Below are 17,770 nucleotides of genomic sequence, written 5' to 3' on the forward strand. Positions count from 1 at the left end.
GGTCACGGCCGGGCCCCCGGCAGCTCCACCCGGAACCGGGCACCACCGCCGGGCCGGTCACCGACACCGGCCCGGCCACCGTGCGCGGCGGCGTGCTGGGCGACCAGCGCCAACCCCAGGCCGGTACCGTCCCCGCCGGCCCGGTCGTGCGCGGCCCGACCCCGGACGAACCGGTCGAAGACCACCTCCCGGTCGGCCACCGGCACCCCCGGCCCCTCGTCGTCGACCTCCACCACCCCGACCCCGTCGGACACCCACAGCCGCACCGCGACCGGGCCACCGCCGTAGCGGACCGCGTTGTCCAACAGGTTGACCAGCACCTGCTCCACCCGCCGGGGGTCCACCGACCATCGCCCCGGCGCGGGTGGGCCGGGCTGGACCAGTGACTCGGGCAGCCCCCGCCCCCGACACACCCCCCGGGCCAACGCCAGCACGTCGACCTCCTCCCGCTGCACCGGCCGGTCACTGCGGGCCAACTCGATCAGGTCGTTGACCAGCCGTTGGAACCGGGTGATCTCCTCGCTGACCAGGCCGGCGGCGGTGGCCGTCCGGTCGTCCAACCCGTCCCGACGCCGGGACAGCACGCTGGCCGCCGCCGACAACGTCTGCAGGGGTGAGCGCAGCTCGTGGGCGACGTCGGCGGCGAACCGGCGGTCCCGTTCGATGCGGACCGCCACCTCGTCGGCCATCCGGTTGAACGAGGTGGAGAGCCGGGCCAGGTCCGGGTCGGTGCCCGGGGCGAGCCGGGCGGTCACGTCCCCCGCCGCGATCTTCTCCGCCGCGTCGGCCACCGCCGTCAACGGGCGCAGCCCGTGCCGGGTGGCGTACCAGCCCAGTGCCGCACCGGAGCCGGCCACGGTGACCGCCACCACGGTCAGCGCCAGCGCCAGCACCTGGAAGGTCTGCTCCAGCTCCCGCAACGAGGTGATCTCGTAGTAACCGGTCGAGTCGGCCAGCGGCACCCCCACCAGCAGCGCCGGCTGCCCGTCGACCCGGATCCGCTGCACCGCCGGCTCACCGTCGGCGACCATCGCCATCAGCCCCGCCGGCACCGCCCCCGACGGGCCCTCGTCGGCGGTGCGGGCGTACCAGCGGCCGTCACGGTGCACCAGCGCCCGGCGGGTGCCACCGGTGTCCAGGGTGCGCAGCACCTCGTAGACGTCCGGGGTGTCGGTGTCCAGGCCGGCCCGCACCACCGCCGCGTCGAAGTACGCCGCCCGCAGCGCCGTGCGCTCCCGCTCGTCGAGCAGCGAACGGCGCACCAGCTCGTACGAGATCAACGCCATCAGCGCCGACAGCAGCAGCGCCCCGATCGCGAACGCGGCGGTGACCCGGGCCCGCAGGCCGAGCCGCCTCATCGTTGCAGCTTGTAGCCGAGGCCCCGCAGGGTCACCAGGTGCCGGGGGTTGGCCGGGTCGGCCTCGATCTTCTGCCGCAGCCGCCCCACGTGCACGTCGACCAGCCGCTCGTCACCGGTCTCGTAGCCCCACACCCGGCTGAGCAGCTGCTGGCGGGACAGCACCCGGCCGGCGTGCTCGGCCAGCTCGCAGAGCAACCGGAACTCGGTGCGGGTCACCGGCACCGGCTGTCCCGCCCGGCGTACCTCACCGGCCTCCGGGCTGATCTCCAACGGGCCGAAGGCCAGCACCGGCACCGCCGCCGACGGCGCGACGGCGGTACGCCCCCGGCGGCGCAGCGCCCGCAACCGGGCCGAGAGTTCCTTGATGGCGACCGGCTTGACCAGGTAGTCGTCCGCGCCCGCCTCCAACGCGGCGACGATGTCGTGGGTGTCGTCGCGGGCGCTGACCACCACGATCGGCACGTCGTCGTCGCGGCGCAGCTGCCGGATGCACTCGAAACCGTCGAGGCCGGGCAGCATCAGGTCCACCAGCACGTAGTCGGCCGCCTCCTGCCGCTGCGCCCGCAACCCCTCCTCCGCCGTGGCCGCCCCGCGCGCCAGATAGCCCTCGTCCTCCAGGGCCAGCAGCAGCGCCAGACGGATCCGGTCGTCGTCCTCGATCACCAGTACGCCCGCCATCGGGAAATCGTGCCCGGTGCGCGCCGACGATGACGAACCGGCTTCGGCGTACGCGGAATTTGTCACGCAACTGACATACGTCCGCGCGGCCCCCGCCAACCTCGCCCACCAGGCTGGGTCCGGACAGCGAGCCGGAAGGAGGCCGATCGTGGGAGCATCCCGCCCGGAGTGCACCGTACCGCTGGTGGAGGTGTGCGTCACCGACGACCTGGACCTGGCCGCGCTGGCCCCGTCCCGGGAGGTCTTCGACCGGCTCGTCGCGTTGCGCCCGGCCCACGTGGTGGTGGACCTCTCCGAATGCCGGCACCTCGACGCCGCCGCCGTCGGGCTGCTGCTCGACGTGCACCGGGAGCTGACCCGCCACGGCGGCGTGCTGACGCTGCGCGACCCCAGTCCCCGGGCGTTGCGCGTGCTGAGTGCCGCCCGGGTGTCCCGGGTGCTGCCCATGGTCACCACCCCGAGGGCACTGCCGGTGGGCGAAGGGCTGGTCCCGTCCGCCGCCCACCGGCGACCCGCGCCGCTGCGGGTCCGGGAGCACAGCCGATGAGCGTGCCCGGCATCGTCGCCGCCGTCGTCGTCGGGCTCGTGGTCGGCACGCTGGGCCGGCTCGTCATCCCCGGCCGCAAGCAGGTCCCGGTCTGGCTCACGCTCGCCGTCGGCCTGGTCGCCGCGCTGCTCGGCACCATCCTGAGCCGGCTGGTCGGCATCGACGGCGACGGCTACACGCTGCGGCAGCTGATCGTGCAGGTCGGCCTGGCCGGGGTCGCCGTGGCGCTGGTCGTCGGCACCGCAGGCGGCCGCACCGAGCCCTGACCCACCGGAACCGGTCGTGGTCCGGCGCATGCGGGGTCTCCGGTCGACCACCGCGCGCCGGGCCACGACCACCGGGCCGCCGCGACCACCGGGCCGCCACGGCCATCCTCAAGGAGGAGATCCGATGACCGTCGTACCGGACGACCCGATGATGACCCTGATCTGTGACAGCTGCGGGACGGTCGCCACCGGCCCGGCCTGTGTCCTGCCCGACGCCGAGGTGGTCTGGACGTTCGTCGCCGAGCAGGGCTGGACAGGTTCGCCGTTCGCCACCGGCCCGCACCGCTGCCCCCGCTGCGAGCTGGTCCCCGAACCGGCCCCGGTGCCGGCCCGCGCGCCCCGCCGCTCCGACCCCCCCGGTGTGCTCGGCGTCGAGCACACCGACCAGGTGGCGATCGTCACCGCCGCCGGGGACCTGGACATCGCCACCGGCGACGACCTGCACGGCGCGTTGTCGGAGGCGGTCGACGCCGACCGGCACGTGGTGGTCGACCTGGTCCGGGTGCACCTGATCGACTCCACCGCCCTGGGGGTGCTGGTCCGGGCCCGGCAGGACGCCCGGCAACGCGGCCGGCGGCTCAGCCTCGCCGGACCGTCCCGGTTCGTGCGTACCGTGTTGCACACCATGCGGCTCGACCGGGTCTTCCCGGTCTTCGACACCCGGCAGGAGGCGGTGGACTGGTCCCGGGCCGGCACGGCCGACCGGCCCCGGGAGAGGAGCGCGGCGTGGTGATGCCGTGGCCGCTGCCCGACGACAGCTGGTTCCGTCCGGAGCCCGACCCGCCCGGTCCACCGGGTGACGACGTCCGGCTGGCCGCCGAGGTGGCGTACCGGATCGTGGGCGGGGTGGGTCTGCGGGCCCGGCGGATCACCGTCACCGTGCAGAACCGGGTGGTGATCCTCGGTGGCGTGGTGCCCGACGTCGAGGCCCGGCAGCTCGCCGGTGAGGTCGCCTGGCGGGTGCCCGGCGTGGCCGACGTCTGCAACGCGCTGCGGCTGTCGGCGAAGCGCTGATCCCCGGCGTCGGTGCCGCCGGGGATCAGCCGGGTGCCGGGGCGGCGGCGCAGGGCAGTGCCGCCGACCGGCGCAGGGCAGTGCCGCCGACCGGCGCAGCGTAGGGCCGCCGACAGGCGTCGCGCTCGGCCACCGCCGGGGTCAGCGGGGCGCGGCGACGTGGGCCGGCGGTTGCGGCCCGAACGTGGTGAGGAACCGGTCCCGGAAGGTGTCCATCGGCCACACCGGCGCGTCCGGGCCGGGACGCAGCCCCTCCTGCCAGCCCCAGCCACCCACCCGGGCCAGCACCGCCGGGTCGCGGGTGACCACCGTGATCGGCACGTCCCGGCTGGCGTTCGGGCCGGTGACCAGCGGGGACGGTTGGTGGTCGCCGAGGAAGACCAGCACCAGGTCGTCGTCGCCGTACGTCTGGACGTAGGAGATCAGGCTGTTCAGCGAATACTCGATCGCCCGGCGGTAACCGGTACGCACCTCGGTGGTGCTCCGCCCCACCACGTTCTTCGGGTTGAACGCCACCGACGTCGGCCGGCGGTAGATCGAACCGTCCCCGACGTGGTCCCAGTCCAGCATCCGGGGGATCGCCACCCACGGGGAGTGGCTGGAGACCAGCGGAATCTGCGCCATGATCGGCGCGTGGTCGGGGTTGGCCCGCTCCCGGCGTTGGAAGGCGGACAGGGTGTACTGGTCGGGCATCGGCGCGTAGCTGAACTGCGGGCCCCGGTAGTCCAGCCCCGCCGCGTCGTGGTAGCGGTCGTAGCCGAAGAACGCCCCCTCCGGCCAGGGCGAGGTGGCCGCCGGCATCACCCCGACCGTCTGCCAGCCGGCCCGCCGGAACGCCCCGTTGAGGGTCAACCGGTCACTGGCCAGCAGGCTGTCGTGCCGTTGCTGGTTGTTGATCCACAGCCCGGACAGCAGGGTGTCGTGGGCCAGCCAGCTCCCGCCACCGGCGGTGGGTGAGGTCAGGAAGCCGCTGCGGGCGGTGAACCCGGCGGCGGCCAGTCGCCGGGTGCCACCGTCGAGCACCGCACCGACCTGCCCGGCGAACTCGGGGTCCTCGACCGCGTCCCGGCCGTAGCTCTCGACGAACGCCAGCACCACGTCCTTGCCGCGCAGCGCGGTGAGCAGCTGGTCGCCGGGCGTGTCGCGGAACGCGTCCCGGTTCACCTGGTCGGTGAACTCCCGACGGTCCCGCAGTCCCGCGCCGACCTGACCGACGTGCTGCCCGACCAGGGTCGCCGTGCCGGAGTCGGCGACCGGCACACCGAGCGTCGCGGCGGCCACCCACAGCGCGGTGAGGCCGGCGACGACCCGGGTGGCGACCCGGTGGTGCCCGGCCGCCACCCGGGTCAACCGCAGCACCGACCAGCTGGTGAGCACCAGCAACGCGACCACCAGGGCGACCAGCCCCACGGCGGCGGCGACCGCGCCGCCGGTGCCCACCGAGTCGGTGAGGAAGGCGTACCCGTCGTCGAGCAGCACCCAGTCGAGGACCAGATCGAACGGGCGGGCCAGGCTGGCCGACATGCCCAGGTCGAGCACCTTGACGATGGCGACCAGCCCCAGCACCACCCCGATCGACACGGCGACCGGCCGTCGGGGCCGACCGGGCAGCGCCAGCAGCAGGGCGGCAGCCAGCAGCCCCTCGATCGGCACCCGCAGGAACGCGACCGGGGTGACCTGGTCGAGCCGGTCCGGTGCGGTCAGCACCGCCAGGACCAGCATCCCGGCCAGCACGGTGGTCACCCGGACCGCGACGGTCCGCCACCGGGCCCGCCCGGCCGCCGCCGGGGCCTGCGGCGTCGTCGGGTCCGCCTCCGGCGGGGTCGGGGTCGGCGCGTCGCCGGCAGGCCCGGCGGTCGGGGTGGACCGGTCGGCCCGGGCGGGGGCCCGCCCGGTTGCCGTGCTCGGGCGACGCAGGCGTGACAACAACGACACTCCGGAAGGTCCTTCCTGGCAGGGAGCCCGGCGGCAGGGCCGGGCCGGATCGACGGTCCGGATCAGACCGGCTGGTGGACGACGAACGGCGGCCGGTCGGCGACGGCCTCCACCCGGGGCCGCACCGATGGTACGGACGGCAGCATCCCGACCGGCGACACCCGCGGGACGGAGATGGACGTGCCGGCCGTCGGCGCGACGGTCCGGACGGGCAGGACGGGCAGGACGGGCCGGGTCGACCGGTGCCACCAGAGCCAGCCCACGTCGTGACCGAACGACTCCACCAGCAACGCCAGCGCCACCGCCGCCAGCACGGCGGTCAACGGTCGGGCCAGCACCTCCGCGGCGACCACGAGCAGCAGCACGCCCTGCGCGGCGGCGACCACCTTGCGCCAGAAGCGCGGCGGCAGCGCCCCGCGCATCCAGGGCAGCAACCAGCCGGCGGCGACGAAGGCGTACCGCAGGCCGCCGATGGTAAGCACCCACGGCCCCACCGCCGGCGCCACCTGGACGCTGAGCACCAGGATGAGGAACGCGTCGACCTCCATGTCGAAACGTGCGCCGAGGGCGCTGACCGTGCCGGTGCGCCGGGCCACCCAGCCGTCCACCGCGTCCAGCGCCAACGCCACCGCGGTCATCGGCACCAGCACCGCCAGCGGGGCCGGATCGGAGAAACCGGTGACGACCAGGGCGGTCACCCCGCCGACCAGCACCCCCCGGGTCAGCGTCACCCGGTCGGCCGGCCCGAGCCGGTCGACACCCCGGCGGCGCAGACCGCGCTGCAACGCGACGCAGGTGACCACGCCGTACCCGAGGCCGGCCAGCCAACCGGCGACGTCGAGCCCGACGGTCGCGGCCAGCCCGGCCAGCAGGACGGTCTGTACGGTCAGGCCGAGCACCGGACCGGTTCGAACCCTGGACACCCTGCCTCCGTGTTTATGATCGACGACCTCGGCAGTGGGTACGCAGGACGCGGCCGTTTCGTTCGGTTCCGCCGGCAGAAGAGGAGAAAACCCGCGTGATCCGCGATGCCCGGGCCTTCTGGCTCCGCTCCCCCGGCGTCGGTGAGCTGCGGCCGGTGACCCTGCCCACGCCCGGCCCCGACGACGTGCTGGTCCGCAGCCGCTACTCCGGGGTGAGCCGCGGCACCGAGACGCTGGTCTTCACCGGCGGCGTGCCGGAGAGCCAGTACACGGCGATGCGTGCCCCGTTCCAGGAGGGCGACTTCCCCGCCCCCGTCAAGTACGGCTACCTCAGCGTAGGCGTGGTCGAGGTCGGCCCGGCGGCGCTGCGCGGGCGGACGGTGTTCTGCCTGCACCCGCACCAGAGCGCGTACGTGGTGCCGGCGTCGGCGGTGACCCCGGTGCCGGACGACGTGCCGGCGGCCCGCGCGGTGCTGGCCGGCACGGTGGAGACGGCGGTCAACGCCCTGTGGGACGCCGCGCCGCTGGTCGGCGACCGGGTCAGCGTGGTCGGCGGCGGGATGGTGGGGTGCAGCGTGGCGGCCCTGCTGGCCCGTTTCCCCGGGGTGCGGGTGGAGCTGGTCGACGCCGACCCGGCGCGGGCGGCGGTCGCCTCGGCGCTGGGGGTCGACTTCGCCCTGCCGGCGGCGGCGACCGGGGGGCGGGACCTGGTGGTACACGCCAGCGCCACCGCCGCCGGGTTGCAGCGCAGCCTGGACCTGCTCGCCCCGGAGGGCACCGTGGTCGAGCTGAGCTGGTACGGCGACCGGCCGGTCGAGCTGTCGCTGGGTGGGGCGTTCCACGCCGGGCGGTTGACCGTGCGCAGCAGCCAGGTCGGCACGGTCTCCCCGGCGCGGGCGTCCCGGCGCGGCTTCGCCGACCGGCTGGCGCTCGCCCTGGAGCTGCTCGCCGACCCGGTGTTCGACGCGCTGCTGACCGGGCGGTCCCGCTTCGCGGAGCTGCCCGAGGTGCTCGGCCGCCTGGCCTCGGGGGAGCTGCCCGCGCTGTGCCATCTGATCAGCTACGACGAGGAGACACCGTGTTCAGCGTGACCGTACGGGACCACATCATGATCGCCCACAGCTTCCGGGGTGAGGTGTTCGGGCCGGCCCAGAAGCTGCACGGGGCGACCTTCGTCGTCGACGCCACCTTCCGCCGCCCGGAGCTGGACGCCGACGGCATCGTGGTGGACATCGGCCGGGCGATCGACGAGCTGAAGGCGGTGCTGGCCGACCTGACGTACCGCAACCTGGACGACGAGCCGGCGTTCGCCGGGCAGAACACCACCACCGAGGTGCTGTGCCGGGCCATCGCCGACCGGCTCGCCGACCGGGTGCACGCCGGTGGGCTGGGCGAGGGCGCCCGGGAGCTGGCCGGGATCACCGTCACCCTGCACGAGTCGCACATCGCCTGGGCCAGCTACGAGCGGTCGCTGTAACCCGTGCCGGCGGTGCACGTCGTCCTGCCCGGCGACATCGACGATCCGGCCGCCCCCAGCGGCGGCAACGCCTACGACCGGCGGATCTGCGCCGGGCTCGCGGCGGCCGGCTGGACGGTGCGCGAACACGGCGTACCCGGGGACTGGCCGCACCCCGACGAGGCGGCGCGGGCCCGGCTGGCCGGGGTGCTCGCGGCCCTGCCGGAGGCCACGACGGTGCTCTACGACGGGTTGGTCGCCTCGGCCGTGCCGGAGCTGCTGGCGGCGCAGGTCGGCCGGCTGCGTCAGGTGGTGCTGGTGCACATGCCGCTCGGCGACGACGCCGAGGCGCGCGGGCTGCCGCACGCCGACGCGCTCGTCACCACCAGCGGCTGGACCCGGGAGCTGCTGCTGGCCCGGCACCGGATCGACCCGGACCGGGTGACGGTGGCCGTCCCCGGTGTCGACCCGGCGGACGTCGCCGCCGGCACGGCCGCCGGCACGGCGCTGCTCTGCGTCGCGGCGGTCACCCCGGTCAAGGGGCACGACGTGCTGGTCGACGCCGTGACCGGGCTGGCCGGTCGGCCGTGGACCCTGGACTGCGTCGGCGCGCTGGACCGTGATCCGGCCTTCGTGGCGGCGCTGCGGCAGCGGGTCGACCGGGGCGGGCTGGCCGGGCGGGTGCGCTGGCACGGTCCGCTGACCGGGCCGGCGTTGGCGGCGGCGTACGCGGGGGCGGATCTGCTGGTCCTGCCGTCGCGGGCCGAGACGTACGGGATGGTGGTGGTCGAGGCCCTGGCCCGGGGGCTGCCGGTGCTGGGCACCACCGCCGGTGGGGTTCCCGAGGCACTGGGCCGGGCCGGCGACGGCACCCCGCCCGGGATGCTGGTGCCCCCGGACGACCCGGTGGCCCTGGCCGGCGCCCTGCGGCGCTGGCTGCACTCGGCCGATCTGCGGGACCGCCTCCGCCGGGCGGCCCGGGACCGGCGGGTCGACCTGCCCGGCTGGTCGGCCACCACGACCGTGATCTCCCAGGTGCTGGACGGAGTGAGGACATGACCGCGTACGCCACCGAACCGTTCGCCGACTGGCTGCGGCTGCGGGAGCCCGCCGACGCCGAGGCCCGCAGCGGGGAGCTGGTCGACCTGCTCCGCGCCCGGCTCACCGGCACCGGCACGGCGGGTGCCGGTGGTTCCGGCATGCCGACGACCACCACCGGTGGCCCGGGTGCGGCAACCGGCGGTGCGGCGGGCCTGTCGCCGGCCGGTGAGGGGGGACCCGGGATGCTGGTGACCGGGGTCGGTTCCGTCACGTCGCTGCGCGGGGACCGCCCGTGGGTGGTGCACGACCTGGGCAGCGGGACCGGTTCGATGCTGCGCTGGCTGGCCCCGTTGCTGCCCGGCCCGCAGCGCTGGGTGCTGCACGACCGGGACCCGGGGTTGCTGGAGCGGGCCGGCGCGGCGGTGCCGGCCGCCGCCGACGGCAGCCCGGTCGAGGTGACCACCCGGCAGGGCGACCTCACCCGGTTGACCGCCGCCGACCTTGCCGACGCCGACCTGGTCACCGCGTCGGCGCTGCTGGACATGTTCAGCGCCGACGAGATCAGCCGGGTGGTGGCCGCCTGCGCGGGCGTCGGCTGCCCGAGCCTGTTCGTGCTCTCCGTGGTCGGTCGGGTGGCGTTCGACCCGGCCGACCCGCTGGACGCCGAGATCGCGGCCGCCTTCGACGCCCACCAGCGGCGTACCGTCGACGGCCGGGACCTGCTCGGGCCGGACGCCGCGGCGGCGACCGTCGCGGAGTTCGGCCGGCACGGGCTGCCGGTGACGGTGCGGCCGAGCCCGTGGCGGCTCGGGCCGGACCGGGCGGAGCTGCTCGTCGAGTGGTTCGACGGCTGGCTCGACGCGGCGCTCGCGCAGCAGCCCGAGCTGGCCGACCGGACCGCCGACTACGTCCGGTGGCGACGGGCCGAGGCGCTGGCCGGTCGGCTCACCGTCACCGTCGGCCACGACGACCTGCTCGCCGGGGTGGAATGAACCGGTTCGCCAACCGGTACGTGAGAAAGGACAAGATCCCCGAGGAGGAACCGCGTGTCACCGGACCCCACCGGCACAGCTGTCGCCCGTACCCCGTCCTCCCCCCCGGCCCGGGGCTCCTCGGCCTGGGCCTGGCTGAGCAACCTCGCCGGGGTGGGCCTGGTGGGGGCGCTACTGTGGTGGTTGGGCACCGGCCCGGCGCTGGCCGGACTGCGGCGGATCGACGCCCCGGCGGTGCTCACCGCGCTGGCGTTGGGCGCGCTGGCCACGGTCGGCTGCGCGTGGCGGTGGCGGCTGGTGGCCGAGGCGCTCGGCATCCGGCTGCCGCTGGGCACGGCGGTGGCCGACTGCTACCGGGCGGTGTTCCTCAACGCGACACTGCCCGGCGGGGTGCTCGGCGACGTGCACCGGGCGGTCCGCCACGGCCGGGAGGCCGGTGACCTGGGTCGGGCCGTGCGGGCGGTGGTCTGGGAGCGGACCGCGGGGCAGGTGGTCCAGGTGGTGCTCGCGGTGGTGCTGCTGCTGGCCCTGCCGTCGCCGGTGCGGCCGTACCTGCCGATGGTGACGGGGGTGGCGGTCGCGGTGGGCCTGGTGCTGGTGGTGTTCGTCCGGGCGCTACCCCGGTCGGGGCCGTCACGGCGGGCCCGCGCGGTGCGCGCCGTGGTCGCCGACGTGCGGGCCGGGCTGCTGGGTCGGCGCACCGGGCCGGGGGTGCTGCTGGCCTCGACCGTGGTGGTCGGCTGCCACCTGGCGACGTTCGTGCTGGCGGCCCGGGTGGCCGGGGTCACCGCGCCGCTGTCGGTGCTGGTGCCGCTGACGCTGCTCGCGCTGCTGGCGATGGGGCTGCCCGCCAACATGGCGGGCTTCGGGCCGCGCGAGGGCATGGCCGCCTGGGCGTTCGGGGCAGCCGGCCTCGGTGCCGCCGAGGGGGTGGCGACCGCCCTGGTGTACGGGGCGCTGGTGCTGGTGGCAGCCCTGCCGGGCGCCGCCGTGCTGGTGCTGCGGGGTCGCCCGTCCGCGCTGCGGGAACGACCGGGTGACCGTACGGTGGGAACTCAGGGTGGTTCCTCACCGGTACCCGCTGCCGGGCTGGCCGGCAGCGCCTGACAGAGGAGACACATGTACGACGCACTGCCGGCCGCGACGGTTCGGACACAGGTCACGGTCCCCCTGCGGTTCTCCGACGGGTTCGCCACCACGGCCCGGGTCTTCTCGTTCGACGGGTTGGTGGACGGCCGGGAGCACCTGGCGTTCGGGCTGGGCGACTGGTCGGGCGCGCTGCGCAGGCACGCGACGGGTGGGGCGGCGCCGCTGGTCCGCCCGCACAGCGAGTGCCTGACCGGGGACGTCTTCGGCAGCCAGCGCTGCGACTGCGGTCCGCAGCTGCGCGAGGCGGTGCAGCGGATCACCGAGGCGGGCGGTTTCCTGCTCTACCTGCGTCAGGAGGGACGCGGCATCGGCCTCTACCCGAAGCTGGACGCGTACGCCCTGCAGGACGCCGGGTTGGACACCTACGAGGCGAACGTGGCACTCGGGCACGACGAGGACGAACGGGACTACCGGGCCGCCGCGCAGATGCTGGCGGTGCTCGGTGTGCCGGAGCTGGTGCTGCTGAGCAGCAACCCGGACAAGGCCGAGCAGCTGGCCCGGCTGGGCGTGGCGGTGGCCGAGGTGGTGCCGACCGGGGTGTTCCTGTCCCCCGCCAACGCCGACTACCTGGCGGCCAAGGCGAGCCGGGCCGCGGCCCGGGCCGTCGACCTGCCGTCGTTGAACTGATGGGTGTCGTACCGGCGGGGACGGCGACCACCGCCGTGCCGGCGTCGACCGGGCGGCCGTACGTGCTGCTCAGCTGCGCCACGTCGATCGACGGTTACATCGACGACGCCACCGAGCAGCGGCTGCTGCTGTCCAACACGGAGGACATGGACCGCATCGACGCCGTCCGGGCCGGTTGCGACGCCATCCTGGTCGGCGCGGGCACGATCCGGGCGGACGACCCCCGGCTGGTGGTCCGCTCGGCGCGGCTGCGGGCCGCCCGGCAGGCCGCCGGCCTGTCGCCGTCACCGGTGAAGGTGACCATGACCGCCCGGGGGTTGCTGGACCCGGCGGCCCGGTTCTTCACCGTCGGTGACGCCGAGAAGATCGTCTACTGCGCGGGGCCGGCGGTGGACAAGACCACCGAGCTGCTCGCCGGGGCGGCCACCGTGGTCGACGCGGGTGACCCGCTGGACCCGGCCCGTGCCCTGGCGGACCTGGCCGGCCGGGGGGTGGAGCGGCTGATGGTGGAGGGCGGCGCGACGGTGCACGCCCAGTTCCTCACCGCCGGGCTCGCCGACGAGCTGCACCTGGTGGTCGCCCCGTTCTTCGTCGGTGACCGACGGGCCCCCCGGTTCGTCGGCGACGGCGCGTTCCCGTGGCACCCGGGTCGCCGGGCCCGGGTCGCCGAGGTACGCCAGATCGGCGACGTGGTGCTGGTCCGCTACGCCCTCTCGGAGCGCTGCGCCGACGGGTGAACCGGCGGACGGGTCCGGTCCGTACCATGCGGACGAGGGACCGTCCGGTTCACTACGCTGCGTGGTAGCGGCCGACGGTACGGACGAGGAGTGGCGGGATGAGCGACCGGTGCGCGTCCTGGCGGGAGATCCTGTCGGCCCAGCTCGACGGGGAGGAGACCGCCGAGGAGCGGGGCGCGGTCCAGGCGCACCTCGACGGTTGCCCGGACTGCCGCGCCTGGCACGAGGTCGCCGCCATGGTGACCCGGCGGGCGCGTACCCGGGTGGTGGCGGCGGTGCCCGACCTGACCGAGTCGATCCTCGCCGCCGTGCCGCCACCGCGGCGACGACGGTTCGAGCGGTGGCGTGGCAGGTGGACCGCCGGCCTGCGGGTCGCCCTGGGGCTGCTCGGCGCGGTCCAGCTCGCCCTCGGGCTGGCCCAGGTGGGCCAGGGCGTCAACGCCGAGCACCTGCACCCGACCGGGCAGCACCTGTGGCACGAGTCGGCGGCGTGGAACGTCGCGGTGGGCGCCGGCTTCCTGTTCGTCGCGCTGCGCCGTACCCCGCCGGCCGGGTTGCTGCCGATGCTGAGCGCCTTCGTCGCGACCCTGGTCCTGTTGTCGGTCAACGACCTGGTCACCGCGCAGGTGGCGGTGCCCCGGCTGGTCAGCCACGGGTTCCTGGTCGGCGGTTACCTGATCACGGTGCTGTTGTACCGGCTCGGTCCGCGTCCGAGCGACCCACCGCAGGGACGACGTGCCGGCCGGTCCCGGTGGCGGCTGCGTCTCGACGAGCTGGACGAGCCAGGCCGGGCCGTGGTGCAGCCGTACGGCGCGCAGGCCCGGGACCGCCGGGCGGCCTGAGCGGCGCACCGTAATCAGCTGGCAAGGTTCGGCGGCCCGTCGCGCCGTTACGCTGGCCGGCACGAGAGGGAGGTGCCGGTGGCGCAACGGGTGCTGGTGGTCGACGACGACCGGACGGTCAGCGACGTGGTGTGCCGCTATCTGGAGCACGCCGGCTACCAGGTGGACCACGTGGGGGACGGGGCCGCCGCGCTCGCCGCGGTGGCTGCCTCGCCTCCGCAGCTGGTCGTCCTGGACGTGATGTTGCCGGTGCTGGACGGGTTGGAGGTGTGCCGTCGGTTGCGGCAGCGCCCGGACGGCGTACCCATCGTGATGTTGACGGCCCGGGGTGACGAGGCGGACCGGATCCTCGGCCTGCAACTGGGTGCGGACGACTACCTGAGCAAGCCGTTCTCCCCCCGGGAGCTGGTGCTGCGGGTCCGTTCGGTGCTGCGCCGGGCCGGCGGTGAGCCGGTCACGGCGACGGCGCAGGTGCTCACCGACGGCGGGTTGAGCGTGCTGACCGGTCCCCGGGTGGCCCGGTTGCACGGTCGCGACCTGGCGTTGACCCTGCGCGAGTTCGACCTGCTCGCCCACCTGATGGGGCATCCCGCCCGGGCGCTGTCGCGCGCCGAGCTGCTGGAACGGGTCTGGGGGTGGCGGTTCGGCGACCAGTCCACGGTGACCGTGCACGTCCGCCGGCTGCGGGAGAAGATCGAGGACGACCCGGCCAACCCGCGCCGCATCGTCACGGTCTGGGGTGTGGGTTACCGGTACGAGCCGGCCGATGACTGACCTGGCGTTGATCTTCGGGGCGGCGCTGGCCGCGGCCGGCGGGGTGGGGCTGCTCGGCGCGGGGGTGCTGCGGCTGCTGCGCGGCCGGTCCATCACCGTGCACGTCACGGTGCTGCTGGCGATGACGGTGAGCGCCGTGGTGGCCGGGGTCGCGGTGATCGCCGAGGCGATGTTCCTCTCCCCGCACGACCTGGAGGTGGTGCTGATCACCGTCTCGGCGGCGGCGCTGGTCAGCCTCGCGGTGGGTTGGCTGTTCGCCCGCCGGCTCGCCACCGCGGCGGTCTGGGCCGACCAGGCGCGGGCCCGGGAGCGGCGGATCGAGAAGGGCCGCCGGGACCTGGTCGCCTGGGTGTCGCACGACCTGCGGACCCCGCTGGCCGGGTTACGGGCGATGGCGGAGGCGCTGGAGGACCGGGTGGTCGCCGACCCGGTGACGGTCGACGAGTACCACCGCCGGATCCGGGTGGAGACCGACCGGATGACCCGGCTGGTCGACGACCTGTTCGAGCTGTCCCGGATCAACGCCGGGGCGTTGCGGCTGTCACTGTCGGCGGTGCCGCTGGGTGACGTGGTCTCCGACGCCCTGGCCGGGACCGCGCCGCTGGCCGCCGCGCGCCGCATCCGGCTGCTGTCCGCCGAGTCGGGCTGGCCCACGGTGACCGCCAGCGAGCGCGAGCTGAGCCGGGTGGTGGGCAACCTGCTGCTCAACGCGGTGCGCTACACGCCGGCCGACGGCACCGTCCGGGTCGACGCCGGGCGCGACGGCGACGTCGCCTGGCTGGCCGTCGCCGACACCTGCGGCGGCATTCCCGAGGCCGACCTGCCCCGGTTGTTCGACGTGGCGTTCCGTGGCGAGCCGGCCCGCACCCCGCACGCGGGCAACGGCCCGATGGCGGGTTCCGGCGGGTTGGGGCTGGCCATCGTGCGCGGCCTGGTCGAGGCGCACGGCGGCCGGGTGGACGTGCACAACGTCGCCGAGGGCTGCCGGTTCGTGGTGCGGCTGCCGCTGGCCCGGTCCCCCGGCGGCGGTCGGCGCGCACCGGTGGGTCAGGCGCCGAACTCCTCGGCGATGTCCATCACGTACCGGCCGTAGTCGGAGCCGGCCATCGCGGCGCCCAGCCGGTGGCAGGCCGCCGCGTCGATGTAGCCCATCCGCAACGCCGTCTCCTCCAGGCAGGCGATCCGGACGCCCTGCCGCTCCTGCATGGTCTGCACGTAGAGGCTGGCCTTCAGCAGCGCCTCGGGGGTGCCGGCGTCCAACCAGGCGAACCCACGCCCGAGGTCGACCAGGCGGGCGCGACCCCGGGCGACGTAGACCCGGTTGACGTCGGTGATCTCCAGCTCGCCGCGCCGGGACGGTCGGATGTTCTTGACGATGTCGACGACCTCGTGGTCGTAGAGGTACAGGCCGGTGACGGCACGGTTGGAGTGCGGGTGGGAGGGCTTCTCCTCGATGTCGAGCAGGGTGCCGTCCGGGCCGGTGACGCCGACGCCGTACCGCTCAGGGTCGTGGACGGGGTAGCCGAACAGGGTGCAGCCGGTCACCGTGGCGGTCTCCTGCCGCAGCAGCCGGGAGAACGCGGTGCCGTGGAAGATGTTGTCGCCGAGGATCAGCGCGCTGGGCTCGCCGCCGATGTGGTCGGCGCCGATCAGGAATGCCTCGGCGATGCCGCGCGGCTCGGGTTGCGCGGCGTAGGAGATGTCCAGCCCCAGGTGGGTGCCGTCGCCGAGCAGCAGGCGGAACTGTGGCAGGTCGGCCGGCTTGGCGATGACCAGGATGTCGCGGACGCCGGCCAGCATGAGCACCGACAGCGGGTAGTAGATCATGGGCTTGTCACCGACGGGCAGGAGCTGCTTGGACACCGGCACGGTCATCGGGTAGAGCCGGGTGCCCGACCCTCCGGCCAGGACGATTCCCTTCACGGTCCTTCTCCCTCCAGAGGCCGGCGCGGACGTGGTGGTCCGGTTCAGTCGAGGCCGCGGATCAGGTGCGGCTCGGTCTCCGGGTCGGACCAGTCGCACTGCCCGCGCCGGTTCGCCCGCGCCCAGGCGTCCAGGGCGGAGGGCGTCCGGTGCGCCCCGTCCGCTCCGGCGGTACGGGGTCGGCCGGGCCGGGGGCGGGCCTCCTCGTCGTCGGCGTTGTCGGTCCTCACGTTGCCCATTTGCGGACGCCTCTCATCGTGACGCCGGCACCGGGTCCGGCGCACCTTCCTCGTTGCCCAGGTCAACGGTCGAATCGCCGGATGGCGACGGGCGATCCGCCCGCAGCGCTTTTCCGACATCAATCATTGAGCCGGGCGCATCGGGCCATGACGGCAATCATCACCGGATAGACAGGGGGTACGCATCCGGAAAAGACACCTGTTAGTGCCATTCGGATTCTGCGCCGTTGACCATGCTCAGAGGGTGCCCTAGCATTGAGGTCAGCTGATTCGACAAAACCGACAAAACCCTTTTGTCGGCGTCAACCGCCATTTGCCGATTCCGCCCCGGGGGACGTCGCGGAACCGGAACGACGCTGCATCGTCGCAGCTCAGCCAGACGATCCACGTCGTACAGACCAGCACCCACCATTACGCTCGCCGGGGGCACGATGGAAGACCACAGCAGCAGGGCGGTCCGGCGGGTCATCGCCGAAATGCACCAGAATCTGGGGAAGCAATTCAGCGTGGACGAGATGGCGCGAACCGCCCTACTGAGCAAGTACCACTTCTGCCGGGTGTTCCACAGGGTAACCGGAGTGTCACCAGGGCGCTTTCTGTCGGCGATCCGATTCCAGCGGGCCAAACACCTGCTGCTGGCGACCTCGTGGAGTGTCACCGACATCAGCCACCAGGTCGGTTACACCAGTGTCGGTACGTTCAGCGCGCGGTTCAGCAGCAGCGTCGGTCTGCCCCCCTCCAGCTTCCGCCGGCTCGGCCGCGCCCTCGGCCGGGAGTTGCCCTACCGGCCGCCGTGCCCGATCCGCCCCGACCCGGCCGACGCCACCGGCCCGACCGTGCGGGGACAGATCAGGACGCTTCCCGGCGAGGCGCCCGACTGGATCTTCGTGGGGCTGTTCCCGGAGCGGATCCAGCAGGGAAAGCCGGTCAGCTCCACGGTCCTGCCCGGCCCCGGCGCGTACCTGCTGGGCCCGGTGCCGCCGGGCACCTGGTTCGTCCTGGCCCACGCGGTGCACCGCCGCCGGTCGACCACCGGGGTGCGACCGCTGCTGGTCGGCCACCACGGGCCGGTGACGGTCGGCTGCCCGTCCCGGTCGATCCGGGCCGACCTCACCCTGCGCCCCATGCGCACCTTCGATCCGCCCGTGGTGCACGCGGCCGGCCTGCCGCCGCTGCTGCGCACCGGCTGACCGGGCGGCACACCGGGCTCCCCCGCCACCGGCCGGCAGCCGGTCGCGGCGGTCCGTCCCGCCGGGACGGACGTGGG

21 protein-coding genes are annotated in these 17,770 nt (G+C 74.7%); 15 read left to right on the plus strand and 6 right to left on the minus strand.

What is annotated here, in order from left to right:
• Positions 1 to 2: 2 nt before the first annotated feature.
• Complete coding sequence (locus JQN83_RS08955; RefSeq protein ID WP_208566597.1) at positions 3 to 1,358, minus strand: sensor histidine kinase; 1,356 nt, start codon at positions 1,356 to 1,358, stop codon at positions 3 to 5.
• Positions 1,355 to 2,038: a response regulator transcription factor gene (locus JQN83_RS08960; protein ID WP_208566598.1), complete on the minus strand. Its 684-nt coding sequence runs from the start codon at positions 2,036 to 2,038 to the stop codon at positions 1,355 to 1,357. The genes JQN83_RS08955 and JQN83_RS08960 overlap by 4 nt, the downstream gene beginning before the upstream one ends.
• Positions 2,039 to 2,186: 148 nt before the next feature.
• On the opposite strand from JQN83_RS08960, the gene JQN83_RS08965 reads away from it, so the two are divergent.
• The 4 genes from JQN83_RS08965 to JQN83_RS08980 all read left to right on the plus strand — a co-directional run bounded on the left by JQN83_RS08965 (position 2,187) and on the right by JQN83_RS08980 (position 3,865).
• Positions 2,187 to 2,585, plus strand: coding sequence for an STAS domain-containing protein (locus JQN83_RS08965; RefSeq protein ID WP_307799110.1), 399 nt, complete (start codon positions 2,187 to 2,189; stop codon positions 2,583 to 2,585).
• Positions 2,582 to 2,851, plus strand: a complete 270-nt coding sequence (locus tag JQN83_RS08970; RefSeq protein WP_208566599.1) for a GlsB/YeaQ/YmgE family stress response membrane protein — start codon at positions 2,582 to 2,584, stop codon at positions 2,849 to 2,851. The genes JQN83_RS08965 and JQN83_RS08970 overlap by 4 nt, the downstream gene beginning before the upstream one ends.
• 124 nt (positions 2,852 to 2,975) lie before the next feature.
• Positions 2,976 to 3,584 (plus strand): STAS domain-containing protein, encoded by a 609-nt coding sequence (locus JQN83_RS08975; RefSeq protein ID WP_208566600.1) that lies wholly within the window; start codon positions 2,976 to 2,978, stop codon positions 3,582 to 3,584.
• Positions 3,578 to 3,865: a BON domain-containing protein gene (locus JQN83_RS08980; RefSeq protein ID WP_208566601.1), complete on the plus strand. Its 288-nt coding sequence runs from the start codon at positions 3,578 to 3,580 to the stop codon at positions 3,863 to 3,865. The genes JQN83_RS08975 and JQN83_RS08980 overlap by 7 nt, the downstream gene beginning before the upstream one ends.
• A gap of 141 nt (positions 3,866 to 4,006) precedes the next feature.
• On the opposite strand, the gene JQN83_RS08985 is transcribed toward JQN83_RS08980, so the two are convergent.
• On the minus strand, positions 4,007 to 5,800 hold the full coding sequence (locus tag JQN83_RS08985) for a sulfatase-like hydrolase/transferase (RefSeq protein WP_208566602.1): 1,794 nt from the start codon (positions 5,798 to 5,800) through the stop codon (positions 4,007 to 4,009).
• 62 nt (positions 5,801 to 5,862) lie between these two features.
• Complete coding sequence (locus JQN83_RS08990; protein ID WP_208566603.1) at positions 5,863 to 6,723, minus strand: CDP-alcohol phosphatidyltransferase family protein; 861 nt, start codon at positions 6,721 to 6,723, stop codon at positions 5,863 to 5,865.
• Positions 6,724 to 6,818: 95 nt separating this feature from the next.
• On the opposite strand from JQN83_RS08990, the gene JQN83_RS08995 reads away from it, so the two are divergent.
• From JQN83_RS08995 to JQN83_RS09045, 10 genes are all read left to right on the plus strand, one after another.
• Positions 6,819 to 7,814, plus strand: a complete 996-nt coding sequence (locus JQN83_RS08995) for a zinc-dependent alcohol dehydrogenase (protein ID WP_208566604.1) — start codon at positions 6,819 to 6,821, stop codon at positions 7,812 to 7,814.
• Positions 7,802 to 8,200, plus strand: coding sequence for a 6-pyruvoyl trahydropterin synthase family protein (locus tag JQN83_RS09000; RefSeq protein WP_208566605.1), 399 nt, complete (start codon positions 7,802 to 7,804; stop codon positions 8,198 to 8,200). Before JQN83_RS08995 ends, JQN83_RS09000 begins: the two co-directional genes overlap by 13 nt.
• Before the next feature lie 3 nt (positions 8,201 to 8,203).
• Complete coding sequence (locus JQN83_RS09005; protein ID WP_208566606.1) at positions 8,204 to 9,238, plus strand: glycosyltransferase family 4 protein; 1,035 nt, start codon at positions 8,204 to 8,206, stop codon at positions 9,236 to 9,238.
• Positions 9,235 to 10,212: a class I SAM-dependent methyltransferase gene (locus JQN83_RS09015; protein WP_244252059.1), complete on the plus strand. Its 978-nt coding sequence runs from the start codon at positions 9,235 to 9,237 to the stop codon at positions 10,210 to 10,212. The genes JQN83_RS09005 and JQN83_RS09015 overlap by 4 nt, the downstream gene beginning before the upstream one ends.
• A gap of 54 nt (positions 10,213 to 10,266) precedes the next feature.
• Positions 10,267 to 11,319 (plus strand): lysylphosphatidylglycerol synthase domain-containing protein, encoded by a 1,053-nt coding sequence (locus JQN83_RS09020; RefSeq protein WP_208566607.1) that lies wholly within the window; start codon positions 10,267 to 10,269, stop codon positions 11,317 to 11,319.
• Positions 11,320 to 11,331: 12 nt separating this feature from the next.
• A complete protein-coding gene (locus JQN83_RS09025) occupies positions 11,332 to 11,988 on the plus strand; it encodes a GTP cyclohydrolase II (RefSeq protein WP_208566609.1) in 657 nt (218 codons plus the stop codon).
• Positions 11,988 to 12,725 (plus strand): RibD family protein, encoded by a 738-nt coding sequence (locus JQN83_RS09030; RefSeq protein WP_208566610.1) that lies wholly within the window; start codon positions 11,988 to 11,990, stop codon positions 12,723 to 12,725. Before JQN83_RS09025 ends, JQN83_RS09030 begins: the two co-directional genes overlap by 1 nt.
• Before the next feature lie 98 nt (positions 12,726 to 12,823).
• Entirely contained in the window at positions 12,824 to 13,567 is a 744-nt protein-coding gene (locus tag JQN83_RS09035) for a zf-HC2 domain-containing protein (protein WP_208566611.1), read from the plus strand.
• A 78-nt stretch (positions 13,568 to 13,645) separates the two neighbouring features.
• On the plus strand, positions 13,646 to 14,341 hold the full coding sequence (locus JQN83_RS09040) for a response regulator transcription factor (protein ID WP_208566612.1): 696 nt from the start codon (positions 13,646 to 13,648) through the stop codon (positions 14,339 to 14,341).
• Positions 14,334 to 15,434: a sensor histidine kinase gene (locus JQN83_RS09045; RefSeq protein WP_208566613.1), complete on the plus strand. Its 1,101-nt coding sequence runs from the start codon at positions 14,334 to 14,336 to the stop codon at positions 15,432 to 15,434. Before JQN83_RS09040 ends, JQN83_RS09045 begins: the two co-directional genes overlap by 8 nt.
• Here JQN83_RS09045 and rfbA read toward each other — a convergent pair.
• Together rfbA and JQN83_RS09055 are read right to left on the minus strand one after the other, a co-directional pair.
• Complete coding sequence (gene rfbA / locus JQN83_RS09050; protein ID WP_208566614.1) at positions 15,389 to 16,264, minus strand: glucose-1-phosphate thymidylyltransferase RfbA; 876 nt, start codon at positions 16,262 to 16,264, stop codon at positions 15,389 to 15,391. The genes JQN83_RS09045 and rfbA overlap by 46 nt on opposite strands.
• A gap of 44 nt (positions 16,265 to 16,308) precedes the next feature.
• Positions 16,309 to 16,503, minus strand: coding sequence for a hypothetical protein (locus JQN83_RS09055; RefSeq protein WP_208566616.1), 195 nt, complete (start codon positions 16,501 to 16,503; stop codon positions 16,309 to 16,311).
• Positions 16,504 to 16,979: 476 nt separating this feature from the next.
• Between JQN83_RS09055 and JQN83_RS09060 the strand changes: the two genes are divergently transcribed.
• Positions 16,980 to 17,693, plus strand: a complete 714-nt coding sequence (locus JQN83_RS09060; RefSeq protein ID WP_279632697.1) for a helix-turn-helix domain-containing protein — start codon at positions 16,980 to 16,982, stop codon at positions 17,691 to 17,693.
• Positions 17,694 to 17,770: the final 77 nt, after the last annotated feature.

The sequence above is a fragment of the Micromonospora antibiotica genome, assembly GCF_017599305.1.
GTDB lineage: Bacteria > Actinomycetota > Actinomycetes > Mycobacteriales > Micromonosporaceae > Micromonospora > Micromonospora antibiotica.